Origin of the sequence: Micromonospora chalcea, from assembly GCF_028768405.1 — a bacterium.
Taxonomy (GTDB): Bacteria; Actinomycetota; Actinomycetes; order Mycobacteriales; family Micromonosporaceae; genus Micromonospora; species Micromonospora chalcea.
In genome coordinates this window covers 220,753-244,164 of the sequence record NZ_CP118233.1, presented here as the reverse complement: position 1 = coordinate 244,164, position 23,412 = coordinate 220,753, and the positions used below count along the sequence as shown (strand labels likewise).

Below are 23,412 nucleotides of genomic sequence, written 5' to 3'. Positions count from 1 at the left end.
TACCGCCCAGCGTGCCCGGCAAACCTCGTCGCGGGACCCGACATCTACTGTGATCGGGTGGTCGCGGCGCTGGAGCTGTATCTCGACACCGACGCCACCCGGCGGATCCGGGTGCTGTGGGACCTGCTCGAGTCCGACGGGGTGCCGAGCCTGCGGTCACTGCTGGCGCAGCGGCACCGCCCGCACGTCTCGCTCGCGGTGGCGCCCCGCCTGGACCCGCACCGCGTCGCCGAGGCACTCGCCGAAACCGTGGTGGCCGCGCCGCTGCGGCTGGAGTTCCAGCACGCCGGGCAGTTCGTCGGCCGGGTGCTCTGGCTCGGTCTCGCGCCGACGCCCGAGCTGCTGGCGCACCACGCCGAGGTGCACGACCGGCTGGCCCGGGCCGGCGTCGAGGTGGTGGAGCACTACCGGCCGGGACGCTGGGTGCCGCACTGCACGCTGTCCATGCGGGTGCCGAACCCGCTGATGGGGGCGGCGGTGCGGCGGTGCCTGGAGGTGCTGCCGCTGACCGCGACGGTGGTCGGCGCGGCGGTGGCCGACCACGCCCGAGACATCTCCCACCCCCTCCCCTGACGCACTCTCCCACCAAGATCGACACCATCTCGGCGAGCTGGCCGCATCAGACCACCTCCGATGCAGCCACCTCCCCGAACCGGTGTCGATCTTGGGCGGGTCACTGCGGGGTGAGGTCGAGGAGGAACGTCGGGTGGTCCGGCTGTGGGCACGGGTCGCCCCGATGACCGAGCCGCTCGCAGGCGCTGTGGCCGATGCTGCGGGACATGGGCGTCGGCGACTCACCGCCGCAGGTCCACCGACGCGCACCGCACCGTACGCCTGCACGCCGGTACGGCGTTCCGGACCGGCGACGTGACGGGGTGGGCCGTTCCTTTTTCACGGCGGTGCGCCGCCGGGCCGGCGGCCGGGCGGTTCTGCAGTCCGGAACGCGCGTTCCCCGCACGGTGCCCGACATCGGTTCAGGATGCGGGCGCGACAGCGTGGCGGGACCGGGTTTCGCGCCATCTGCGGCTGCCCTGACGATCGCGGCAAAACCGACGCAAGCTGGTAAAAGCGCAGGTCAGAGCCATTCTGGCCACCCGAGGACGTGCGGCTGGAGCGGCAGCGAAACACGTCGAAGGAGAGCCTCATGGCCGCACCCGTCGTCCGTTCCGTCACCCCCGACCAGACCGTCCTGCTGCCCGGGCAGTCGACCACCGTACGGGTCGACGCCTACCACCCCGACTCGCGGCTGCTGACGCTCGCCGGCCGGGTCAGCGACCCCACCGGCGTCACCTGGGACAGCCCGGTCCGGGTGGATCTGAGCGTGCCACTGACGATCCAGCTCGCCAGCGCCTCGCCGGGGGTGACGGTCACACCCAGCAGCGCCGAACCGGGCCGCTTCACAGTCACCGTGCTGGCCGGCCGGGGCACGGTGACGCTGACCGCGACGGCGCGTGACGGCGCCGGCCGCACCGGCACGGGCACCACCACGCTGACCGTGCCGCTGCTGGTCGGGATGAGCGCCGAGAAGGGCGCGCGGACCCAGCGGGCGGTGGCCGACTACCCGGGCATCCGTTACATGCGCGACTTCGGCACCGACGGTCCGGACGCGGACACGCTGCCGGAGCTGCCCGCGCTCAACGCCGGCAAGTTCGCCGACGCGCCGTCGGCCGTCATGCACGTCAGCTGGAAGGACGACGTCGAGCAGTTGGCGAGCTGGCTCGACGGCGTGAACCGCCCGATCTACCTGACCTGGTACCACGAGCCGATGGGCGACGTGGCGCCGGCGACGTACCGGGCGACGGCGAGCCGGGTGACCCAGATCGTGGCCGCGCACCGCAACCGGCGGTGGGTGCTCGGGCACGGCCCGATCGTGACCCGCTACTGGCTGGACGAGGGACGCGGCAACCCGACCGACTGGGGTTATCCGGGCATGACCCACTACGGCGTGGACTGCTACTCGCGGGACACGGCCGCGTACTGGCCCGCCTCGCGGATGTTCGGGGTGGCCTTCGGCAAGGTGCGCGCCGCGTACCCGGGCATCCGGCTGCTGGTCCCCGAGTACGGGCTGACCCGCGTCGCCACCGACACCACCGGCGCGGGCCGGGCGCGCACGATCCGGGACCACGTCACCTGGCTGCGCCAGCAGAACGACGTGGACGCGATCGCGTACTGGAACAACTGGGCCGAGTTCGAGCTGGGCGACCCGCCGCCGGAGGCCACGGCCTGGCGCGATCTCCAGGTGGGCCCGGCATAGACTGGGCCGATGAGGCGGAGTCGGTGACCAGCGGGAGCGTGTCGTACCCGGGCTACACCCATGGCTGCCTCGCCTACGACGACCCGGCCGCGCTGCGCGCGCTGACGGTCGAGCAGGTCAGCGCCGGTCTCGCCGCCGGTGAGCAGGTCTGGGTGGTCTGTCCGGAGGATCGTGCCACTGTCACCGGCTGGCTGGCCTCGGTTCCCGGTCTCGACGCCGCGCGCCGGCGGGACGCGCTACGGCTGGTTCCCGTCGGCGAGGCGTACCGGCACGACGAGATCGTCGACCCCAACCGGCAGGTCGGGGCGTACGTGCGGGCCACCACCGAGGCGCTGACCGCCGGGCACACCGGCCTGCGGGTGCTGGCCGAGGCGACGAGCCTGGTCCGCACCCCGGCCCAGCGGGACGCCTTCGCCCGTTACGAGCACCGCATCGACCACTGGATGCGGCACCGGCCGATGTCGGCGATCTGCGCCTACGACCGCCGGCAGCTCGGCGACGCGGCAATCGCCGAGCTGGCCTGCCTGCACCCGGTGACGAACGCGGACGTGCTGTTCCGGCTGCACGCCGGCGACGGCGACTCGGTGGTGGCGCTGGCCGGCGAGCTGGACCCGACCAACCACCGGGACTTCGCCGCCGCGCTGGAGCGGGCCGACCCGCGGCCGGTGGCGGGCCGGGTCGTGTTCGACGCCGCCGAGCTGCGTTTCGTGGATCACCGCAGCCTGCTGCACCTGCGTGACCACGCCCGCCGCCACGACGCCGTCGCGGTGCTGCGCACCCCACACCGGACCCCGGCCCGGCTGGTCGAGCTGCTCGGCCTGACCGGGGTACGGGTGGAGGTGCTCGGATGAGGAGCGGCGCGGCCTCCGGTCACGTGGGCTACTTCCACGAGGCGTTCGTCTACGACTCCGACGAGGAGCTGCTGGCGGTGGCGCTGCCGTTCCTGCTGGACGGGGTCGCGGCCGGCGAGCCGACGGCGGTGAATCTGGACGAGCGCAACGCGGAGCTGGTGCGCCGGGCGCTGCCCACCGGCGCCGAGGTCACGTTCCTGCCGGTCGGGGACCTCTACGCCCGGCCCAGCGTCGCGCTGCGCTCCTACCGGGAACTGCTCGCGTCTTACGTGGCGGCGGGCGCGGCGCAGATCCGGATGGTCGGCCAGCTGCCGCCGGTGCTGCTCGGCTCGACCTGGGACTGGTGGGCCCGCTACGAGTCGGCCATCAACCACGTCTACGACGACTTCCCGCTCTGGGGCATCTGCGCCTACGACCGCCGCAGCACCCCGTCGCACGTGCTGGCGGACGTGGCGCGTACCCACCCCCGGGTGGCGCGGCCGGACGGCGGGCACGAGACGGCCGATCTCTACACCGACCCGATGAGCTACCTGACCGAGCCCCGCCCGGTGCCGCTGGACCCGGTGCAGCGGACGACGCCGCTGGTCGAGCTGATCGACCCGACGCCGGCCCGGGCCCGGGCGGAGGTGCGTGCCGCCGACGACGGCCTGCTCGCGCCGGACAGCGCCGACGGGCTGGTCATCGCGGTGAGCGAGGTGGTGAGCAACGCGCTGCGGCACGGCGAGCCGCCGGTGCGGATGCGGCTGTGGCGCGCGCCCGACCGGATCGTGGTCACCGTCCACGACCGGGGCCCCGGGCCGAAGGATCCGTACGCCGGACTGTTGCCGGCCGGTGACGGCTCCGACGGCGGGTTGGGTCTCTGGATCAGCCACCAGAGTTGCGACCACGTGACGCACCACCGCGACGCGGGCGGCTTCACCATCCGTCTGACGGCGGGGAACCCGCACTTCCCGGTCTGACCGCGACGCCGGTCGGCCGGGCAGGGGCGGGGCGGGGCGAGACGCGCGCGCGGACGCGGTACCGTAGCGCCTCATCGTGCCCTGCGGGGCGGTCATCCGCCGGCCTGGCGCTGGCGAACCGACGGAGGATGGCGCATGTCCAACGGCGACGATCCGTTCGCACCCCACGACGACGTGTCCGCGCGCCCGCGCTTCGATCCGGCGCTGCGCGGCTACGACAAACGTCAGGTGGACCGGTACGTCGAGCAGGTCGACGCCGAGGTCAGCGCGCTCACCGCCGCGCGGGACCGGGCGTACGCGCAGGTGCGTGACCTGACCGCGCAGGCGCAGCGGGCGCAGGCCGAGGCGGCCGAGTTGCGCGAGCGTCCGGCGGCGGCGGTGGACCGGGCGTCCTTCCGGGACCTCGGCCCGATGGTCGACCAGATCCTGGACCTGGCCGAGAAGCAGGCCGGGCAGATCACCGACGTGGCCACCCGGCGCGCGGAGGAGTTCCAGGCGCAGGCGGAGAAGCTGCTGGCCGCGGCGCAGGAGCAGGCCGCGCGGGAGCGGCGCGAGCTGGACGAGGAACTGTCCGCGCGCCGGGCCGAGCAGGAGCGGGTGGACGAGGAGCGGCTGGCCGCGGCGCAGGCGGAGCTGACCGCCGTGCGGGAGCTGGCGGAGAAGCTGCGCGTCGAGGGGCAGGCCGCGCACGACCGGGCCCAGCAGGAGGCGAAGCGGATCACCGAGCAGAGCGCGCAGCAGGTCGAGCAGGCGCGTTCGGCGTCCGAGGCGCTGGTGAAGGCCGCGCGGACGCAGATCCAGCAGGAGGTCCAGGCCAACCGCAGCAAGGCCCAGCAGGAGCTGGCCCAGTGGCAGGCCACGATGGCCAAGGAGCTGGACGAGCGGCGGGCCGCCGCCGAGCAGGAGCTGGCCGACCGGGCCGCCGCCGCGGAGAAGGACATCGCCGCGCTGGTCGCCGAGGCACAGCAGTACGCCACGGAGGTCCGGGAGCGGGCCGACGAGGAGACGACGGCGCACCAGGAGCAGCTCGCCGGCGTGCAGCGGGAGATCCAGCAGCGGCAGGAGACGCTGACCGGGCTCAAGGCGGAGCTGGAGACGGTCTCCCGGAAGCTGGAGGAGACCCGCCGGGAGATCGGCACGATCGAGCGCAGCGGCGCGGAGCTGGAGGAGCGGCTGGTCGGCGTACGCCGGGAGCTGGCCGCCGAGAGCAGGCGGCTCGACGAGGCGCGGCGCGCGGCGGACCTGGCCGAGCAGCACGCCAAGGAGACCCGGGCCCGGGTGCAGCGGGAGGCCAAGCGGGTCGCCGACCTCGCCGCGGCGGCGGTCATGGCGGCGGCCGCGGGCGGCGGGGAGACCGCCGAGTACCCGCAGGTGTCGGCGCGTCCGGCGGTCACCGTCGCGCCCGACGCGGCGCCGCGGACCGGGGACGGGCGGACCGAACCGGACGCGGCCGAGCCGGAGCAGCCCGTCGTGGAGCCGTTCGTCGAGCGGCTGGACGGGCCGAGCTTCGACGCGTTCGCGGTCCGCACGCCGGCTCCGCGCGGGGCGCCCGAGGTGGAGACCACGGGTACGGACAACGGCGTGCCGGCTACCGCCTGAGCGATCGGCGCCACCGGTCCGGGCCGGGCCGGTGGCGGCGCATCTTGCCCATCGACCTTGCTCTATGCAAATATTTGGATCGATCTGCTGGTGCATCTCGATCTTTATTCGGGGGTTGACGGGTATGCGGAAGATCTCCTCCATCGGCGCCGCCGTCGTCCTGACCGTCGCCACGGCGGGCGCCGTGGTGACCGGTACGGCCGGACCGGCGAGCGCCGGGTGCAGCCACTCGCACTCCAACGTCGACAGCAAGTTCGGCCAGCTGTTCAACGCGACGAACGTCAACATCCGCACCGGCCCGCACACCACCTGCGCCTCGCTCGGGTACGGGCAGCTCAACCACAACGTCGACTTCCACTGCTTCGCCAGCGGCGACCGGGTCACCGCCAACGGCAAGACCACCTACACGTGGACGTACCTGCGGGACGTCACCACAGGTGTCTCCGGCTGGGTCGCCGACGCGCTGCTGGACAACCTCGGCGGCAACGTCGCCTGCTGAAGACGGGCAGGTCGAGCCGTACGCCACCCACCGGATCCCGGTCGGTGACGGCCACGTCCTGTACGTGGAGGAGGTGGGCCGGCCGGACGGCGTACCCGTGGTGTTCCTGCACGGCGGGCCCGGCGGCGGGCTGGTGCCGGCGGCGCGCCGGTTCTTCGATCCGGAGCGCTACCGGGCCGTGCTGTTCGACCAGCGAGGGGCCGGCCGCAGCACCCCGCACGGCGAGGTGCGCGCCAACACCACCTGGCATCTGGTGGACGACCTGGAGACGATCCGGCGGCGGCTGGGCATCGGCTCGTGGCTGGTGTTCGGCGGGTCCTGGGGCACCACGCTCGGCCTGGCGTACGCGCAGGCGCACCCGCAGCGGGTCACCGGCCTGGTCCTGCGCGGCGTGCTGCTCCTGCGCCGCGCCGAGCGGGACTGGTTCTACCAGGGCGGACTGCGGCATCTCCAGCCCGAGGAGTGGGAACGGTTCGTCGCACCGGTCCCGCCGGGCGAGCGCGACGACGTGCTGGCCGCGTACCACAGGCGGCTGCACGGCCCGGACGAGGCGCAGGCCCGGGTCTGGGCGCGGGCCTGGGGACGCTGGGAGGCGGTCAACTCGTCGCTGCGCCCCGACCCGGAGCTGCTCGCCCACTTCACCGCCGACGAGCACGCGCTGCCGGTGGCCCGGATCCTGTCGCACTACGCCGTGCACGGCGGCTTCCTCACCGAGGGCCAGCTGCTCGACGGCGTGGACCGGATCCGCCACCTGCCCGCCGTGATCGTCAACGGCCGGTACGACCTGTGCTGCCCGCCGGTGTCCGCGTACGACCTGGCCCGCCGGTGGCCGGAGGCGACGTTGCGGATCGTGCCCGGTGCCGGGCACTCCGCGGCCGAGCCGGCGATCGCCCGCGAGGTGCTGCGCGCGCTCGACGAGGTGACCGCGAGGGTCGAGAGCCCGGCCGGCGAGCCTGGTCATGGCGAGCCTGGTCATCCGGAAGCGCCGCTGGCAGGATCGGCCGGGTGACGGGTGGGCTGTACGCGGTCAGCGACCTCCATGTGTCGTACGCGGAGAACCGCGCGGTGGTGGACGGCCTGCGACCGGAGACGGCGGACGACTGGCTGATCGTGGCCGGCGACGTGGGCGAGGTCTTCGCCGACATCGAGCGGACGCTGCGGCTGCTGCGCGACCGGTTCGCGACAGTGGTGTGGGCGCCGGGCAACCACGAGCTGTGGACCCACCCCAACGACCCGGTGACGTTGCGCGGGGTGGCCCGCTACGACGCCCTCGTCGCGATGTGCCGCGAGCTGGGCGTGCTGACCCCGGAGGACGAGTACGCGGTGTGGCGGGGCGACGGCGGCCCGGTCACCGTGGCGCCGCTGTTCGTGCTCTACGACTACTCGTTCCGCGCGCCCGGCACCACCACCAAGGAGGAGTCGCTGCGCGTGGCGTACGACGCCGGTGTGGTGTGCACCGACGAGATGCTGCTGCACCCCGACCCGTACCCGGATCGGGAGTCCTGGTGCGCGGCGCGGCTGGAGCAGACGCGGCGGCGGCTGGAGGCCACCGACCCGGCGCTGCCGACGGTGCTGGTCAGCCACTGGCCGCTGGTGCGCCAGCCCACCGAGGTGCTCTGGTTCCCGGAGTTCGCGCAGTGGTGCGGCACCGACCGGACGGCCGACTGGCACGTGCGGCACCGCGCCGCCGTCGCCGTCTACGGCCACCTGCACATCCCGCGCACCACCCACTACGACGGGGTGCGGTTCGAGGAGGTGTCGCTGGGCTACCCGCGCGAGTGGCGGCGTCGCGGCGACGAGCCGGCGCCGATGAAGCGGATCCTCTGACGTCCTGGACGGCCGCTGGCTGCTCACCGGTGGGCTGCTGCTCACCGGCGTGACGGTGCCACGCCGGTCCTGACCAGTGATTCCGCGATTGTTCCGGTTTGCCCGCCCTCAGCTGGGGTACGGCCGAAGGGGCCTGGACATTTAGCTGTAGGAGGACAGGTCCTGATGGAATCCAGCAAGCCCGCCCAGATCGTCAAGGGTGTCGTCGAAGCCGCCGTCGAGAAGGTCGGCGACGCGCTGACTCCGGACGTGCCGGGCGCTCCCGGCAGCGCGCCACCACCGCTGGAGGAGCCGACCACGCCGCACGGGCCGCTGCCGCCCAAGGCCGAGCAGGGCGCGCCGGACACCCGGACCCCGACCGGCGCCGAGACCGGCGTACCGAAGATCGCCAAGGGGCAGCAGGGCGCGTACCTCACCACCGCCAACGGCGCCCGGCTGCGCGACACCGACCACTCGCTCAAGGCCGGTCCGCGCGGCCCGGTCCTGCTCCAGGACCACCACCTGCGGGAGAAGATCACCCACTTCGACCACGAGCGGATCCCGGAGCGGGTGGTGCACGCCCGGGGCGCGGGCGCGCACGGCACGTTCGTCGCCAACGGCGCCGCCGAGAAGGTCACCCGCGCCGGTTTCCTCAAGCAGGGGCGCGAGACGCCGGTGTTCGTCCGCTTCTCCACCGTGCTGGGCTCGCGCGGGTCGGCCGACACGGTCCGCGACACCCGCGGCTTCGCCACCAAGTTCTACACCGACGAGGGCACGTTCGACCTGGTCGGCAACAACATGCCGGTGTTCTTCATCCAGGACGCGATCAAGTTCCCGGACGTCATCCACGCCGGCAAGCCGCACCCGGACCGGGAGATCCCGCAGGCGCAGAGCGCGCACGACACGTTCTGGGACTTCGTCTCGCTGCACACCGAGGCGCAGCACCACACCATCTGGAACATGTCCGACCGGGGCATCCCGCGGTCCTACCGGACCATGGAGGGCTTCGGCGTGCACACGTTCCGCCTGGTCGACGAGGCCGGCGCGACGGTGCTGGCCAAGTTCCACTGGAAGCCGAAGCTCGGCGTGCACTCCCTCACCTGGGAAGAGGCCCAGATGATCAGCGGCATGGACCCGGACTTCCACCGCCGCGACCTGTACGACGCCATCGAGGCCGGCGCGTTCCCCGAGTGGGAGCTGGGCATCCAGGTCTTCCCGGACACGCCGGAGGAGACGTTCGCCGGGATCGACCTGCTCGACCCGACGAAGATCGTGCCGGAGGAGCTGGCGCCGGTGCAGGCGATCGGCACCCTCACCCTCAACAAGACGCCGCGCAACTTCTTCGCCGAGACCGAGCAGGTGGCGTTCCACGTCGGACACCTGCCGCCGGGCATCGACGTCACGAACGACCCGCTGATGCAGGGCCGCCTCTTCTCGTACGTGGACACGCAGCTCACCCGCCTGGGCGGGCCGAACTTCACCCAGATCCCGATCAACCGGCCGCACGCCGACGTCAACGACATGCTGCGGGACGGCTTCCACCAGCACGCGGTGCACGCGGGCGTGGCGCCGTATCGGCCGAACTCGCTCGACGGCGGCAACCCGTTCCCGGCCGGCGACCGGGAGCACGCGTTCGTGGACACGCCGGTGACGGTGGCCGAGGCGCCGAAGGTGCGGGCCGCGCCGGCTTCCTTCGACGACCACTACAGCCAGGTACGCCTGTTCTGGCAGAGCATGTCGCCGGTGGAGAAGGAGCACATCATCCGGGCGTACACGTTCGAGCTGGGCAAGTGCTACCACCAAGCGATCAAGGAGCGGCAGCTCCAGTGCCTGGCCAACGTCGACCCGGTGCTGTGCGAGCAGGTCGCGACCGGCCTGGGCCTGCCGGTGCCGCAGCCCACCGTGCCGCTCGCCGAGGTGCAGCCCAGCCCGGCGCTGTCCCAGGTGGGCCGGGAGTGGCCGGCCGACGGCCGGATGGTCGGCATCGTGGTCGACGCCCAGGCCGACCTGGGCGACGTGCACGAGGTACGCCGGGAGGTGTTCGCCGCCGGCATGGTGCCGCTGCTGATCGCCGCGCACGGCGGCACCGTCGACGGGCTGCCGGTGCAGCGCACGTTCGCCACCGGCCGCTCGGTCGAGTTCGACGCGGTGCTGCTGGCCGGCGCTCCGGCCCCGGCGCCGGACGCGCTGCCGGCCCGCGACGCCAAGGCCGGCGCGGCGGGCTCGGCCACCGTCGACCCGCGGGTGCTGCTGCTGGTCGAGGAGGCGTGGCGGCACGCCAAGGTGATCGGCGCCTGGGGCGCGGGCGCCGAGGTGCTGAACCAGGCCGGTGTCACCGGCACGCCGGGCGTGGTCACCGGTGGCTCCGGCGCCGAGGTGCTCGCCGAGGCGCAGCGGCTGATGGCGGCGCACCGGGTCTGGGAGAGGTTCCCGGCCTCGGTCGCCTGACCTCGAAGTCGCGCGTGGGGCGGTCCCGGACGGGGCCGCCCCACGCTGTGCGTACGGCCCGCCCGGCGGGGACCGGCCTCACCAGCGGTTGCGGGCCTCCTCGGCCCAGCCGACCAGGCCGTCCAGATCCACGCGCCCGCCGTCGTCGGTAGCGGCCCAGCCGGTGAAGTGGCCGAAGCACTGGTGCGTCTCCCCGGCCAGCACGACCAGGTTGGTGCGCGCCACCCGCTCGTGGAACGGGTGGAACGTGACGTCCACCCGGTCGCCGGTGATCCGCCACGGCCGCAGCCAGTCGGCGCGGTCGTACTCCCAGGTCAGATCCGCGCCGATCTTGTGCAGCCGCCCGTCGACGAAGACCGCGTTCTCGGTCGAGCCGGTGCCGTCGGTCCACTTGCCGCCGAGCTGGATCGACCGGCCCGGCCCGCTGCCGGCCGCCCAGTTCCACCGCACCGCGTACCGCCACTTGCCCCGGCCGTGGTCGAGCGCCGCGTACGACCCCTCCCCCACCGGGTACGCCGTGCCGTCCACGGTGATCGTGCCGTGCACCGGACGGCCGATGTCCTTGACCGTGTACTGGAACCGGCGGGTGCTCCACGGCACCACCACGCCGAGCGACTCGTGGCCGGGCGGCAACGGCACGGTCAGGTCCACCTCGACGCCGGGCGCGCTGGCGCGCAGCGTACTGCCGTCGGGGCCCTGGTCCACGGCGATGGTGAGGTTCCCGCCGCGGGCCCGGACCGGGCCGTCGCCGCTGACCGGCGGCAGCACGGTGCCCCGGGCGAACGGCACCACCGCCTCCGCCGTGGTCTCCCGGCCGGTGCTCCGGTCGAGCAGGTAGAGGCTCTGCACCCCGGCGTAGTCAAGTGACGACGCGACCAGGCCGAGGATGTGCGTCGGCGTGACCACGCCCCAGTGCTCCCACCGCTTGGCCCGGCCCCAGCCGCGCAGGTTCGCCCGGTGCAGCGGCCGGCGGCTCCAGCCGACCGCGTCCGGGTTCAGCCGCCCGTCCGGCCGGCACAGGTCGACCGGCTCGGTGATCTCCCGCTCATGCGTCATCGCCGCAGGCTACCGGCGGCGACGCGGGCCCGGCGGGCGGCCTCGTCAGCCGTCCCGCCGGGCCGTTACGTCAGCGGCCCTGCTTGGCGCGGCAGATCTCCACCGGCACCGCCGGGGCGCCGTCGACCGGCGCCGGGTCCTCCGGCGTGGGCGCGATGCCGCCGGCCGAGATCCGGTCCAGCGTGGCCAGCCCGGCCGCGTCGACCTGACCGAACACCGTGTAGTTGGGGCGCAGCGCCGAGTCGGCCTGGACCAGGAAGAACTGGCTGCCGTTGGTGTCCGGGCCGGCGTTGGCCATGGCCAGCGTGCCGCGCGCGTACAGGCGGCGTACGCCGGTCGGGTCGGTCGGCGCGGGCGGCAGGTCGGTGGGCAGCTCGTCGCGGTAGCGGTAGCCCGGGCCGCCCTCGCCGGTGCCGGACGGGTCGCCGCACTGCAGCACGGTCAGCGTCGGGTACGCGGTGAGCCGGTGGCAGGGCGTCCGGTCGTAGAAGCGCTTACGGACCAGGTGCAGGAAGCTCTGCACCGTGCACGGCGCCTGCTCGCGGTCCAGCGTCAGCCCGATCGGCCCCTGGTTGGTGCGCAGCGTGACCCGCACGGTGCCCCGGTCCGGCGTGCGGCGCGGGTCCGGCGGCAGCGACACCGGACGGGCGGCCGGCTCGTCCGGCGTCGGCGTGTACGCGCACGGCCCCTTGGTGGGCGCCGGGTCGGCGGCGGGCGCCGCGGTCGCGGCGACACCTGCGGCGGCGACGATCGTCGCGGCGGCCACGCTCACCCCGGCGAGGCGGGCCAGCAGGGGTAATGCGGCGTGCGTTCGGGTTTCGCTCGACACGGTGGTCCTCCCTGGACTCGTGGTACCAGAACGACCGGAGTCTATGGATCGGGTGGGGTGATGTCGACGCGCACGCCTCACGGGTCGCCGGGAAAGTCGGTTGCCCGCCCGCGCCACCTCCGCGAGGCTGAGCGGCATGACGTTCTGACGGATCACACCCCGCCCGCAGGCCCCTCCTCGCCGCCTGCCGTTCCCGCTTCTCCTTTCCGCAGAAACGAGCGTCTGTGTCCGCGTACCCCTCCGGGAGGGCCGTCGTGCCCGCCACCGTCTCCGTCTTCTCCTCCCCCGGCAGCTGGATCGAGTCCGCCGCGCTCGACCAGTGCCGTCAGGTCGCCGCCCTGGACGGCATGGCGCACGTCGCCGCCATGCCCGACCTGCACCCCGGCAAGGGCGCGCCGATCGGCGCCGCGATGTCCTCGACCGTGCTGTATCCGTTCCTGGTCGGCTCCGACATCGGGTGCGGCATCGCGGTGTTCCCGATCGCGCTGCGCCGGGTCGTACCGGAACGGCTCGCGGCCCGGTTCCCCGACCTGGACCGGGCGCTCGACCCGGACGCCGACGACCCGGCGTGGTCGGTGCTGGACGGCGACATCCCGGCCGGGCACCTCGACGGGCTCGGCACCGTCGGGCGCGGCAACCACTTCGTCGAGCTGGCCCGCGTCGGGCCGATCCTCGCGGCGGAGCACGCCACGCGGCTCGGGCTGGACGCCGGTGACCTGGTGCTCGTGGTGCACTCCGGATCACGTGGGCTGGGCGAACGGATCCTGCGCGAGCACACCGAGACGCACGGCGCCGGTCCCGCGCCCGACCCGGACGCCTACCTGGCCCGGCACGACGCGGCCGTGCGCTGGGGTTCGCTCAACCGGCGGCTGCTGGCCGCGCGGGTCGCGTACGCGCTCGGCGCCGAACCCACCGAGCCGGTCGTCGACCAGTGCCACAACCTGGTCGAGATCCGCGACGGGCGCTACCTGCACCGCAAGGGCGCGGCGCCGGGCGACGGGCGGGACGTGCTGATCGCCGGCACCCGTGGCACGCCCTCCTATCTGGTGGCCGCGCACGCCGGGCCGGACGCCGGCTACTCGGTGGCGCACGGCGCCGGGCGCAAGATGTCGCGCGCCGACGCGCTGCGCCGGGGCCGGGCCAAGCACACCGTCGAGGAGCTGCGGCGTACGCCGGTCGGCTCGATCGTGGTGTGCGGCGACCGGCAGCTGCTGTTCGAGGAGGCGCCCACCGCGTACAAGCGCATCGAGCAGGTCGTCGGCGACCTGGTGGCGCACGACCTCGCCACCCCGATCACCACGACGGTTCCGCTGGTCACCTACAAGACGCCGGACGTGGGCCGCAAGGGCCGCCGGTGACCGAGCTGCTGCTGTCCGCCGGGCGCGGACCCGCCGAGTGCGCGTGGGCGCTGGCCCGGCTGCTGTCCCGCCTGGAGGCCGAGGCGGCCCGGCGGGGCCTGCGTACCGCGCGGGTCGAGACGGTGCCCGGCGACCGGGCCGGCACCTACCGGTCGGTGCTGGTCCGGATCAGCGGCGCCGGGGCGGAGGCGTTCGCGGCCGGGTGGACCGGCACGCTCTGCTGGCAGGCGCCCAGCCCGTACCGGACCGGCCACGGGCGCAAGAACTGGTACGTCACCGCGCGCCCGTGCCGGACCGACGTGGTGGTCACGCCGTTCCACGAGGCGGACGTCGAGTTCGTGCCGTGCCGCACCGGCGGGCCGGGCGGTCAGCACCGCAACAAGGCCAGCACCGCCGTCCGGGCCACGCACCGCCCGTCCGGCCGGACCGTGGTGGTGGACACCGAACGGCACCTGCACCTCAACCGCCGGATCGCGGTCGAGCTGCTGCGACAGCGGATCGCCGCCGACGACGAGGCGGCCCGGCGCACGGGCGTCGACGCCCGCTGGCGGATCCACGACGACCTCGTGCGCGGCGACCCGGTACGGGTGGAGCGGCCCTGACGCGGCCCGATCCGACGTCGCTGACCGGCCCGGCTACCGTGGTCGCGGCGACCGGGCGGCCCCGGCCCGCCGCGGCGCGAGCGCGAGGAGGACGGATGCGACGGAGAAGGACCGGTCTGACGGCGGCGCTGGCGACAGGGGTTCTCTCGCTCGCCGCCTGCGGCGGGGATGCCGGTACCGATCCCGAGACCTACCTCCGCGACGCGATGCGCGAGGCCGTGTCCGTCAAGCAGGAGACCGGGCAGTTCCCCGGGGCGTGAGCGACCTGTCGGTCGGGGACTACGACGGCGTCGGCGTCGTCACGTTCGTCACCGACAACGACGCGTCGGCGCTCTGCGTGCAGCTGTCCGTGCCGGACGCCAAGCGCAGCGTGTACTCCTCCGACCCGGGGCAGGTCACCGACGGCGCCTGCGACATGGACCGCGTCCGGTGAGCCCGCTCGTGCGGCGCTTCCGCGCCGTGGTCGCCATGTGGATCTTCGTCGGCGCGGGCGGGTTCCTGCTGGCCGGGTTCCTCGGCCTGGCACTGCTGACCCAGACGGGTCCGTTCGCGGCCGCGTCGACCTTCTCCGCCGCCGCCGAGTTCGCCCCCGGCGCCGAGATCAAGGTGCGGGACACCGGCGTACGCCCCGGCAACATCCTGATCCTCGCCACCCCGGCCACAGTCGACCCCGCCACCGTGCGGTGCACCGCGAAGAGCCGGGTCTACTCCACCGGCGAGCAGCGGACCAGGGAGCTGACCGGGGCCCGGCCCGAGGGGACCGCGGCGGTGATGCGCGACCGCGGCGACCCGCGGCAGTTCACTCCGGTGCTGGCCACCGACGGCATCGGCTGGATGGGCACCGACTTCGTGAGCTGCACCGGCGCCGGTGCGGAGGCGTTCGCGCTGACCACCGCCGAGGGCATCCAGAGCGACAGGTTCCGGCTCGGCGCCGGACTGCTGCTCATGCTGCTCGCCCCGGTGTTCGCCGGGCTCGGCTGCCTCGCGCTGTACTTCACCCGGAAGTGGAACCGGGAGGCGGCGCTGCGCGGCGGCTCGACGAGCTGGCCCTACCGGTGACCGGGCTGCGCCTGCACGTCGGCTGTGCCATGTGGACGCACAGGTCCTGGTCCGGCCGCTTCCTGCCGCATCCGCTGCCCGCACACGAGCGGCTGCGCGCGTACGCCGGGTGGTGCGACGCCGTCGAGGGCAACACCACGTTCTACGCGACCCCGGCCCGGGAGACGGTGGCGTCCTGGGCCGAGCAGACCGGCCCGGCCTTCCGCTTCCTGCCGAAGCTGCCGAAGGCGGTCACGCACGAGCGCCGGCTCACCGGCGGCGAGGCGGAACTACGGGCGTTCCTGCACGCGATGGAGCCGCTCGGTCCCCGGGCGGACGCGCTCTGGATCCAGCTGCCCGGCTCGTTCGGCCCCGGCGACGTGCCCGACCTCGACCGGTTCCTGCGCACGCTGCCCGACACCCACAGGTACGCCGTCGAGGTCCGCCACCCCGCCTTCTTCACCGAGCCCGGCGCGGTACGCGCGCTGGAGGCCACGCTGCACCGACACGGCGCGGAGTGGGTGCCGTTCGACACCACCGCGTTCTTCCGTACGCCGCCCACCAGCGACGCGGAGCGGGAGGCGTGGACGCGCAAACCGCGCCTGCCGCTGCGTACCCGGGCGCTGACCGACCGGCCGATCGTGCGCTACCTGGGCCGCGACGACCCGGCCCGCACCGTCGAGGGCTGGCAGCCGTGGCTGGACGTGGTCACCGGCTGGCTGCGGGAGGGCCGCTCGCCGACGGTGTTCGTGCACACGCCGGACAACGCCGACGCGCCCGAGCTGGCCCGCCGCTTCCACGACCAGGTCCGCGAGCGCGTGCCCGGGCTCGCGCCGTTGCCGGAGCCGGAGCCGGTCGGCCCGGCCACGCTGTTCTGAGCGCCGGCGTGGGTCCGCCTGCGCGGCCGGGCTGCGCGTGCCCGGCCGCGCGGACCCGGACCTCAGCCCGGCCGGCCGCCCTCCGGCGGGGGCAGGCGGTCGTCGTACACGCCGGAGCGGCCCGCGTACCGCTCGCCGCGCAGGAACGGCAGCGGGTTCGGGGTGCAGCCGTGCAGGCCGAGCGTCTGCTGCTGCATCACCGGCGCCGGGCGGCCCCGCCCCGGGCAGCGCTCGTGCCCGTGACCCAGGCGGTGGCCGACCTCGTGGTTGACCACGTACCGGCGGTACGCGGCGAGGTCGCTGCCGTACGCGGGCGCGCCGAGTACCCAGCGGGCCACGTTCACCACCACCCGGTTCCCGTTGCGGCAGGACGTGTACCGGTCCAGCCCGTCCCCGCACAGGTAGTCGCGCGTACCGGGGGTCGCGAGGTAGACGGTGAAGTCGGCGGGCCCGTCGGCGCCGACGCGACGCAGGGCGATCCGCCCGTCGGTCGTCCAGCCACCCGGGCCGGCGAGGATGCCGGTGACCTGCGCCCCGAAGTCGGCCGCTGGCAGACCCGTGATGTCGCGCTCCACCGCCACCCGGTAGCGCAGCAGCCGGCCCGTACCCCCTGTGGTGGCCGGCTCGGCGGCGGCGAACCGCCACCGGTTGCCGCCCTCGGCGGGATAGCCGATCCGCGCCGGCCGGGGCCGGACGGGCGCCGCCGCCGACGCGGCCGGCGCGGCAGCGGACGGCCCGGCCGGCTCGGACGGCGTGGCTGCGGGCTGGTCGGCCACTGCCGGTGTGCAGCCGGCCAGCGCCACCGCCAGCGCGAACACCGCCGCGCCACCGCGTGTCCGGTCCACGGTCCTGGTCATCTCGACTCCCCTCGGTGCCCGGTCGGGGGCACGGGGATGAGGACGGGTGGCCCGTCGCGAAAGTTGGTGCGGCGAGGACTCAACCTTTTCCGCTGCCCGCACGTCCCTACCGGGGTGAGAGGTGCAGAGGACCGGCATGGCCCGGGGTGACGCGGAGTTCGTCGAGTTCGCGCGGGCGTGCTCCGGGCGGCTGACGCACGCCGCCTTCCTCATGACCGGCAACCACCACCACGCCGAGGATGCCGCGCAGACCGCGCTCGTGCGCACGTACGCGTCGTGGTCCCGGATCCGCAACGGCGACCCGTACGGCTACGCCCGGTCGGTGCTGGTGAACCACCTCGTCGACACCTGGCGGCGGCCGATCCGCGAGTACCCGAGCGACGACCTCCCGGAGCGAAGCGGCGGCGACCTGGCCGAGGAGGTGGCGACGCGGCGGTGGCTGGTCACCGCGCTCGGCACGCTCACCGCGCGGGAACGTGCCGTCGTCGTCCTGCGTCACTACTTCGACCTGCCGGAGGCCCAGGTGGCCCGCGAACTCGACGTGTCCGTCGGCACCGTCAAGAGCACCTCGTCCCGGGCGCTGGAGAAGCTGCGTACCGCCGGCCTGTCCGCGCCCCGACCGCAGGAGACGTGCCGGTGACCGAGATGGACGAGCTGCGCCGGGCCATGCGGGCGACCGAGCGGGCCGACGGCCTGGACCTCGACGACATCATGCGCCGGGGGCGGCGGCTGCGCCGGCGACGGCGGGCCGGCGCAGCCGTGGCGGCGATGACGGCGGTGCTCGCCGTGGCGTTCGGCGTCGAGGCCGTGGCGACGCGGCCCGGCCCGCCGAACCTCCCGGGCGGGGAGCCGGCCGCCACCGCGTCCGCCGGCCCTCCAGCGCCCACGCCGACGGCCGCGCCGGCCCCGACCCAGTCGCCGCTACAGCCGCTCGGGACCGTCGTGGACAGCGGCATCCGGTACGGCGCCGAGGCGCGCGTGTTCTTCATGGTCCCGATCGACGTGCCGGAACTGCCGCGTGTGACGATCGGCCTGGTCGCCGGCCGCCGCGCGCCGGACGGCCACCTGACCTCCGACTTCCTGCTCAACGACGTGTCCGGCAGCGACCGCCGGGCCGGGTTCCACGAGATCGGGTACGACCAGCAGCGGGCGCCCACCGACACGTCGATACCGACGTTCGGCTACTTCGTCGGGCCGGCGGCCCGCATCGTCGGGACAGTCGACGGCCGGCAGGTCGACGCGAAGCTGGCCAGGTGGAGCGAGGACCCCCAGGTGGTGATCTTCTGGTTCGACCCGAAGACCCTGACTCCGGGAACCCGCCTGGACGGCATCACCGCCCGAGACCCCCAGGGCCACCGCCTGTAACCCCACCCGCCCGCTCCCTCCCCCGCGTCTTGCGCGTTGATCAAGGAGTTTGCGGACTGGCACCGCCCCGACAAGGACACAAACTCCTTGATCACCGGGAAGGGAGGGGCCGGGCGTGAGAGCCCATCCCGCCCCGAGCTCCCTGGTTCGCCGACTCGAGCCGCCCCGCGCGCCCTCCCTCGCCTCGGCGCCCCGAGCCACCCGTAGATCTTGGTACGAAACGGCCCCCATGGGGGCGCTCTCGTACCAAGATCTACGACTGCTCCCGGGATACGGACCACGGATCTCGGGTCATGGGAGACCCGACGCGCCTGGGACGGGCAGGCGAGGCTGGCACCGGCCCTCGCCGGCGATCTTGCACTTTCCGCCCGGTCAGATGGGGCATTCAGGACATCTACCGGCCCGCAAGTGCAAGATCGCGGGAGCGGGGAGGGGGCGGGAGGGGGCGCGGGGTGGGGGTGTGAGGATCGGGGGCATGCGTGCTGTGGTGTTCGAGCGGTTCGGGGTGCGGCCGGAGGTTTGCCGGGTGGATGATCCGGTGCCGGCGCCTGACGGGGTGGTCGTCCGGGTCGGCGCTACCGGGTTGTGCCGCAGCGACTGGCACGGCTGGCAGGGCCACGACCCGGACATCCGCCTGCCGCACGTGCCGGGGCACGAGTTCGCCGGCGTCGTCGTGGCGGCCGGCGCGGACGTACGCGGCTGGCGGCCCGGCGACCGGGTCACCGCGCCGTTCGTCTGCGCGTGCGGGCGGTGCCCGTCGTGTCTCGCGGGCGACCAGCAGGTCTGCGAGCGGCAGACGCAGCCGGGCTTCACCGGCTGGGGCTCGTTCGCCGAGCTGGTCGCGGTACGGCACGCCGACGTGAACCTGGTCCGGCTGCCGGACGAGCTGGACGAGGCGGCCGCCGCCGCGCTCGGCTGCCGGTTCGCCACCGCGTTCCGGGCCGTGATCGCGCAGGGCCGGGTGGCCGCCGGTGAGTGGGTGGCGGTGCACGGCTGCGGCGGCGTCGGCCTGTCCGCCGTGATGATCGCGGCGGCGAGCGGGGCGCGGGTGGTGGCGGTGGACGTGTCGCCCGGCGCGCTGGAACTGGCCCGCCGCAGCGGCGCCGCCGTCTGCGTGGACGCGAGCACGCTGGGCGGTCCCGCCGAGGTGGCCGCCGCGATCCGGGACGCCACCGGCGGGGGCGCGCACCTGTCGCTGGACGCGCTGGGCGCTCACGCCACCTGCGTGGCGTCGATCGAGGGCCTGCGCCGGCGCGGCCGGCACGTGCAGGTCGGGCTGCTGCCCGCCGCGCAGGGCCGCCCGGCGCTGCCGATGGACCTGGTGATCGCGTACGAGCTGGAGCTGCTCGGCAGCCACGGCATGCCGGCCCACGCGTACCCGGAGATGCTGCGGCTGGTCACCGCCGGGGTGCTGCGCCCGGCCGACCTGGTCACCCGCACCATCGACCTGGACGCCGCGCCGGACGCGCTGGCCACCATGCACCGGCCGGCCGTTGCCGGGATGTGCCTGATCCAGCCCTGAGAACGGGCACGGGCCGGCCCGGCGCCGGGAGACCCGGCGCGGACCGGCCCGCGAGGCCGTCCGGTCAGTCGGTGACGGTCACCGTGACGGTACGAGGCGGCTGCTGGTACTGCCCCCGGTTGTCCATGCCGCGGATCGTCACCGTGTACGTGCCGGCCGGGATCACCGGCGACGTGTACGCGAAGTTCGACCCCGGCGAGCCCGGGCTGGTGAGGAACGTGGCGATCCACGGCCAGCTGGTCGGCGCGCCCGCCCGGCCGAACGTGCCGGCCGAGTTCATGCCCTGCCCGGCGCTGTTGCCGATCTGCACCTCGACCTTCTGCATCCCGCCGTCGTCCACGGCCCGGCCGGTGATCACGATCCGGCCGCCGGTGTACGCCTGGCCCTCGACCGGCGTGATGCTCGGCTCCAGCGTCGGGTCGGTGTCACCCGGGTAGACCAGGTAGCGGGCGGTCGCGCCGCTTGTCGAGTTGTCCTGCTGACCGGCGGTGTCCACGGCCCACGCCTCGACGCTGTACGTGCCCCGGGTGGGCAGGTCGATCGAGAGCGTGAACGCGGTGCTGGTCGCGCCGGGCGAGGCGAGCGTCGCGTCGACAGTGGCGAACGCGGCGGCCATGGTGCCGTTTGGCTGCACGTACCGGCCGGTGTCCAGGTCGCGCAGCGCGATCCGGACCGCCCGTACGCCCTTGTCGTCGGTGGCGGTGCCGGCCAGGTCCAGGTGCAGCTGGTCGATGTCCTGGTTGGTGCCGGTGAAGCTGAGCAACCCGTTGGGGAAGGCGTCGCCGGGCACCTGAGCGGTGACGGTGAGCCGGCCCATGTTGTTGCTGGAGGTGGTCAGGCCGAGCTTGTCGGTGGCGCGTACCCGGAAGTCGTAGACGCCCGGGGTCAGCGGCACGGTGGTGAACGACCAGTCGAACGTCGCGGCGTCGAGGTTGGCCGGGGAGATCCGGTGGTAGCCGGCGACCGAGTCGGCGCCCCAGGTGCCGTCGCTGGCCAGCGCCTCGCGGGTGGTGTTGTTGCGCAGGTAGATCTCCACCGACTTGAGCGCGTCGTCGTCGTTCGCCGTGCCGGCGAACGTGATCGTGCCGCCGGGCGCGACGGTGAGCGGCGCCGGGTTGCCCGGCGGGGTCATCGCCACCGGCGAGGTGATCGCCACTGTGGGCGGTACGCCGTTGGCGGAGACGGTCCAGTCGCGGGTGTCGCCGCGCAGGTCGCTCTGCCCGGTGGTGTCGACGGCGGTGGCGGTCATCTTCCACTGCCCCTCGGTGGGCAGCGTGACCTCGTACTGCCAGGTGGTGGACGTCGCGCCGATCACGTCCGGCTCGCCGCGGAACGTGTTGTAGACGGCGGCGACGGTGCCGTCGTCCTGCAGGTACCTGTTGTCCGGCGTGCGGAACGAGTAGATCAGCGAGTTGACACCCTTGTCGTCGGTGGCGGTGCCGGAGGCCACGAACGTCTGCGTGGCGAGCAGGCCGGCCGACGGTGAGCTGATCCGGGTCGACGGCGGCAGGTCGTCGAAGCGGAACGTCTCGATCTTCTTGACCGCCTTTGTGGTGTCGCCGGCACCGTTGCGGTCGAACGTCTTGGCCTGCAACTGGTAGACGCCGGCCGGCAGCGTCACCGGCAGGCTCCACGTGGTGGAGGTGGCGTTCGGCGCGGCGAGCGTCGTGTTGATCGCCTTGAACGCGCCCCAGGTGGTCATGTCGGCCTGGAGGTACTTGCCGCTGTTGCGGTCCTGGATCTCCAGCTGGACGCGGGCCACTCCGGCGGGGGCGAGCGCCTGGCCGCTGATGGTGAACTCCTCGCCGGCCGGCTTCACCGCGCCCTCGATCGGCGTGGTGACTGTGGTGTCCAGCGGCGCGGGCGCGGGCTCCTTGGAGAGGTCGAAGAAGGCCACCCGGCCGGTGGTCTTGCCGCCCTTGACGTTGCCGTCACCGCCGACGAGCAGGCCGCGCGAGGTGGCGATCATCGCCTTCTCGCCCTCGTACGAGTTGGAGCCGGGGTTCCACTCCAGCGCGGTGCCGGTGAGCGGGTCCAGCGCGCCGAGGTGGTCGCGGCGGACCACCTGGTCGCCGAGGCCGTAGCCGCTGAGCCCCTGGCCGGTGCCGTAGCCGACGTTGTCCAGGCCGGGCCACGGCACGTTCGACGTGGGCGACTCCTGCCAGCTGAAGTGCCCGCCGACGTAGACGGCGGTGTCGGTGATCGCGACCGAGTAGATGCTGTCGAAGTGCCGGGAGATCCAGAGCGGCTCGACGTGGTCGTTCCCGGTCAGCGGGTACGCGATGGCGGTGTCGTTGATCGGCGGCCGGTCGCCGCCGGAGCCGCTGGTGACCACGAAGTACGAGTCGTCCGGCGCGATGTCACCGGCGAAGACGCGCTGGATGCCGCCGACGAAGGAGAGGTTGTCCTCCCACAGCCGGGTACGCCAGGGCAGCAGCGCCTTGCTGGCCGTACCGATCAGGGCCACGCCGTAGCGGTCCTGGCCGGCGATCTGGCGGCCGGTGTGCACGACCAGCAGCTTGCTGCGGTCGTGGGTGAGCTTGAGCTGCTGCACGGTGAGCATGCCGCCGACGCCGATGCCGCCGGTCAGCGGCAGGTTGAAGCCGGTGTCGACGGCGCCCGTGGTGGGGTTGAGGGCGGCCAGGCCGCTGCGGCTGACCCCGTTGACGGTCGCGAACTGACCGCCGACGTAGACCGCGTTGCCGCTCACCGCGAGCGCGGTGGCCCGCGCGTTGGCGGTGGCGGTGAACGCGGCGATCGGCGCGCCGGTGGTCGGGTTCAGCCGGGCGATCTTGCGCTTCGTGACGCCGTTGATCGTGTTGAACGTGCCGGCGATGTAGAGCGACGAGCCGTCCGGTGACGCCTCCACCGCGGTGACCGCCCCGTCGATGACCGGCTTGAACGCGGTGTCCACCTTGCCGGTGTCCAGGTTGTACGACGCCAGGGACTTCTGCGCGATCGCGGACCCGCCGACGTTCGCGATCGAGGTGAACGTGCCGGCGATGAAGACCCGGTTGCCGATCACCTCGATGTCGGTGATCTCGCCGTTGGTGATCCGCGGCGTGTCGGTGCGGGGCGTGGTCGGCATCAGCCGGGTGTCCCCGGGGGTGACCAGCGCCCGGGTGGCGGTGGTACGCGCGGCGCCGAGCGCGGCGCTGCTCCCGGTCGCCTGGGCGCCGGTCCGGCCGGCCGCGCCGGCGTCCCGCACGACGACGGTGCCGGCGAGCGCCGGTACGCCCACCACCACGACCGCGCCGGCGGCGATGACCGCCACCGCGCGACTCCAAACTCGCATCGAGATGACTCTCCCTGTCCGCCGGGACGGCCCCCCTCGGGTGATTCCCGGGTCCCTCCGTCCGCGTGCCGGACGCCACCGTAGGAGGCAAAGACATTTCGCGATACGTGCCGCACCGGTAATCGACCGGTCGCCATCAATTCCGGCCACACCGGCAGGCCCGCTCCTCCGATCGGGTCACCCGTGCCGCCGTCCG

General features: G+C 74.0%; 22 protein-coding genes. 18 read left to right on the top strand and 4 right to left on the bottom strand.

What is annotated here, in order from left to right; genetic code table 11:
* Positions 1-57: 57 nt before the first annotated feature.
* The 9 genes from PVK74_RS01145 (at position 58) to PVK74_RS01105 (ending at position 10,416) form a co-directional block, all read left to right on the top strand.
* A complete protein-coding gene (locus PVK74_RS01145) occupies positions 58-573 on the top strand; it encodes a 2'-5' RNA ligase family protein (RefSeq protein ID WP_064447458.1) in 516 nt (171 codons plus the stop codon).
* A 571-nt stretch (positions 574-1,144) separates the two neighbouring features.
* Positions 1,145-2,254 (top strand): hypothetical protein, encoded by a 1,110-nt coding sequence (locus PVK74_RS01140; RefSeq protein WP_274477958.1) that lies wholly within the window; start codon positions 1,145-1,147, stop codon positions 2,252-2,254.
* A 23-nt stretch (positions 2,255-2,277) separates the two neighbouring features.
* Complete coding sequence (locus tag PVK74_RS01135; protein ID WP_043325135.1) at positions 2,278-3,105, top strand: MEDS domain-containing protein; 828 nt, start codon at positions 2,278-2,280, stop codon at positions 3,103-3,105.
* Positions 3,102-4,064, top strand: coding sequence for an anti-sigma factor RsbA family regulatory protein (locus PVK74_RS01130; RefSeq protein ID WP_043325136.1), 963 nt, complete (start codon positions 3,102-3,104; stop codon positions 4,062-4,064). Before PVK74_RS01135 ends, PVK74_RS01130 begins: the two co-directional genes overlap by 4 nt.
* A 135-nt stretch (positions 4,065-4,199) precedes the next feature.
* Positions 4,200-5,663, top strand: a complete 1,464-nt coding sequence (locus tag PVK74_RS01125) for a coiled-coil domain-containing protein (RefSeq protein ID WP_274477957.1) — start codon at positions 4,200-4,202, stop codon at positions 5,661-5,663.
* Between the two features lie 124 nt (positions 5,664-5,787).
* A complete protein-coding gene (locus PVK74_RS01120; RefSeq protein ID WP_104115104.1) occupies positions 5,788-6,162 on the top strand; it encodes an SH3 domain-containing protein in 375 nt (124 codons plus the stop codon).
* Positions 6,163-6,226: 64 nt separating this feature from the next.
* Entirely contained in the window at positions 6,227-7,171 is a 945-nt protein-coding gene (pip, locus tag PVK74_RS01115; protein ID WP_274477956.1) for a prolyl aminopeptidase, read from the top strand.
* Positions 7,168-7,989 (top strand): metallophosphoesterase family protein, encoded by an 822-nt coding sequence (locus PVK74_RS01110; RefSeq protein WP_274477955.1) that lies wholly within the window; start codon positions 7,168-7,170, stop codon positions 7,987-7,989. Before pip ends, PVK74_RS01110 begins: the two co-directional genes overlap by 4 nt.
* 165 nt (positions 7,990-8,154) lie before the next feature.
* Positions 8,155-10,416 (top strand): catalase, encoded by a 2,262-nt coding sequence (locus PVK74_RS01105; RefSeq protein WP_274477954.1) that lies wholly within the window; start codon positions 8,155-8,157, stop codon positions 10,414-10,416.
* Between the two features lie 78 nt (positions 10,417-10,494).
* Here the strand turns inward: PVK74_RS01105 and PVK74_RS01100 are convergent, their stop codons facing one another.
* The gene (locus tag PVK74_RS01100; RefSeq protein WP_113973233.1) at positions 10,495-11,472 is read right to left on the bottom strand and encodes a DUF2804 domain-containing protein; all 978 of its coding nucleotides are present in this window, start codon (positions 11,470-11,472) and stop codon (positions 10,495-10,497) included.
* A gap of 70 nt (positions 11,473-11,542) precedes the next feature.
* Positions 11,543-12,301 carry a peptidylprolyl isomerase gene (locus PVK74_RS01095; RefSeq protein ID WP_043325141.1) on the bottom strand — a complete coding sequence of 253 codons (759 nt, stop codon included), beginning with the start codon at positions 12,299-12,301 and terminating at the stop codon, positions 11,543-11,545.
* 224 nt (positions 12,302-12,525) lie between these two features.
* On the opposite strand from PVK74_RS01095, the gene PVK74_RS01090 reads away from it, so the two are divergent.
* From PVK74_RS01090 to PVK74_RS01065, 6 genes are all read left to right on the top strand, one after another.
* Positions 12,526-13,659, top strand: a complete 1,134-nt coding sequence (locus PVK74_RS01090) for an RNA ligase RtcB family protein (protein WP_274477952.1) — start codon at positions 12,526-12,528, stop codon at positions 13,657-13,659.
* Positions 13,656-14,261: a peptide chain release factor H gene (gene prfH / locus PVK74_RS01085; protein WP_274477951.1), complete on the top strand. Its 606-nt coding sequence runs from the start codon at positions 13,656-13,658 to the stop codon at positions 14,259-14,261. Before PVK74_RS01090 ends, prfH begins: the two co-directional genes overlap by 4 nt.
* 95 nt (positions 14,262-14,356) lie before the next feature.
* On the top strand, positions 14,357-14,521 hold the full coding sequence (locus PVK74_RS01080; protein WP_274477950.1) for a hypothetical protein: 165 nt from the start codon (positions 14,357-14,359) through the stop codon (positions 14,519-14,521).
* Entirely contained in the window at positions 14,518-14,694 is a 177-nt protein-coding gene (locus PVK74_RS01075) for a hypothetical protein (RefSeq protein ID WP_274477949.1), read from the top strand. Before PVK74_RS01080 ends, PVK74_RS01075 begins: the two co-directional genes overlap by 4 nt.
* Positions 14,691-15,320: a hypothetical protein gene (locus tag PVK74_RS01070; RefSeq protein ID WP_274477948.1), complete on the top strand. Its 630-nt coding sequence runs from the start codon at positions 14,691-14,693 to the stop codon at positions 15,318-15,320. The genes PVK74_RS01075 and PVK74_RS01070 overlap by 4 nt, the downstream gene beginning before the upstream one ends.
* Positions 15,321-15,349: 29 nt before the next feature.
* Positions 15,350-16,177: a DUF72 domain-containing protein gene (locus PVK74_RS01065; protein ID WP_274479338.1), complete on the top strand. Its 828-nt coding sequence runs from the start codon at positions 15,350-15,352 to the stop codon at positions 16,175-16,177.
* A gap of 62 nt (positions 16,178-16,239) precedes the next feature.
* Here the strand turns inward: PVK74_RS01065 and PVK74_RS01060 are convergent, their stop codons facing one another.
* Positions 16,240-17,034 carry a DUF3152 domain-containing protein gene (locus tag PVK74_RS01060; RefSeq protein ID WP_274477947.1) on the bottom strand — a complete coding sequence of 265 codons (795 nt, stop codon included), beginning with the start codon at positions 17,032-17,034 and terminating at the stop codon, positions 16,240-16,242.
* Positions 17,035-17,155: 121 nt separating this feature from the next.
* Between PVK74_RS01060 and PVK74_RS01055 the strand changes: the two genes are divergently transcribed.
* The 3 genes from PVK74_RS01055 (at position 17,156) to PVK74_RS01045 (ending at position 19,921) form a co-directional block, all read left to right on the top strand.
* Positions 17,156-17,674: a SigE family RNA polymerase sigma factor gene (locus tag PVK74_RS01055; RefSeq protein WP_223201141.1), complete on the top strand. Its 519-nt coding sequence runs from the start codon at positions 17,156-17,158 to the stop codon at positions 17,672-17,674.
* 5 nt (positions 17,675-17,679) lie between these two features.
* The gene (locus PVK74_RS01050; protein ID WP_274479337.1) at positions 17,680-18,399 is read left to right on the top strand and encodes a hypothetical protein; all 720 of its coding nucleotides are present in this window, start codon (positions 17,680-17,682) and stop codon (positions 18,397-18,399) included.
* Between the two features lie 475 nt (positions 18,400-18,874).
* Positions 18,875-19,921 (top strand): zinc-dependent alcohol dehydrogenase family protein, encoded by a 1,047-nt coding sequence (locus PVK74_RS01045; RefSeq protein WP_274477946.1) that lies wholly within the window; start codon positions 18,875-18,877, stop codon positions 19,919-19,921.
* A 64-nt stretch (positions 19,922-19,985) separates the two neighbouring features.
* Here PVK74_RS01045 and PVK74_RS01040 read toward each other — a convergent pair whose 3' ends face one another.
* Entirely contained in the window at positions 19,986-23,216 is a 3,231-nt protein-coding gene (locus PVK74_RS01040) for an Ig-like domain-containing protein (protein WP_274477944.1), read from the bottom strand.
* Positions 23,217-23,412: the final 196 nt, after the last annotated feature.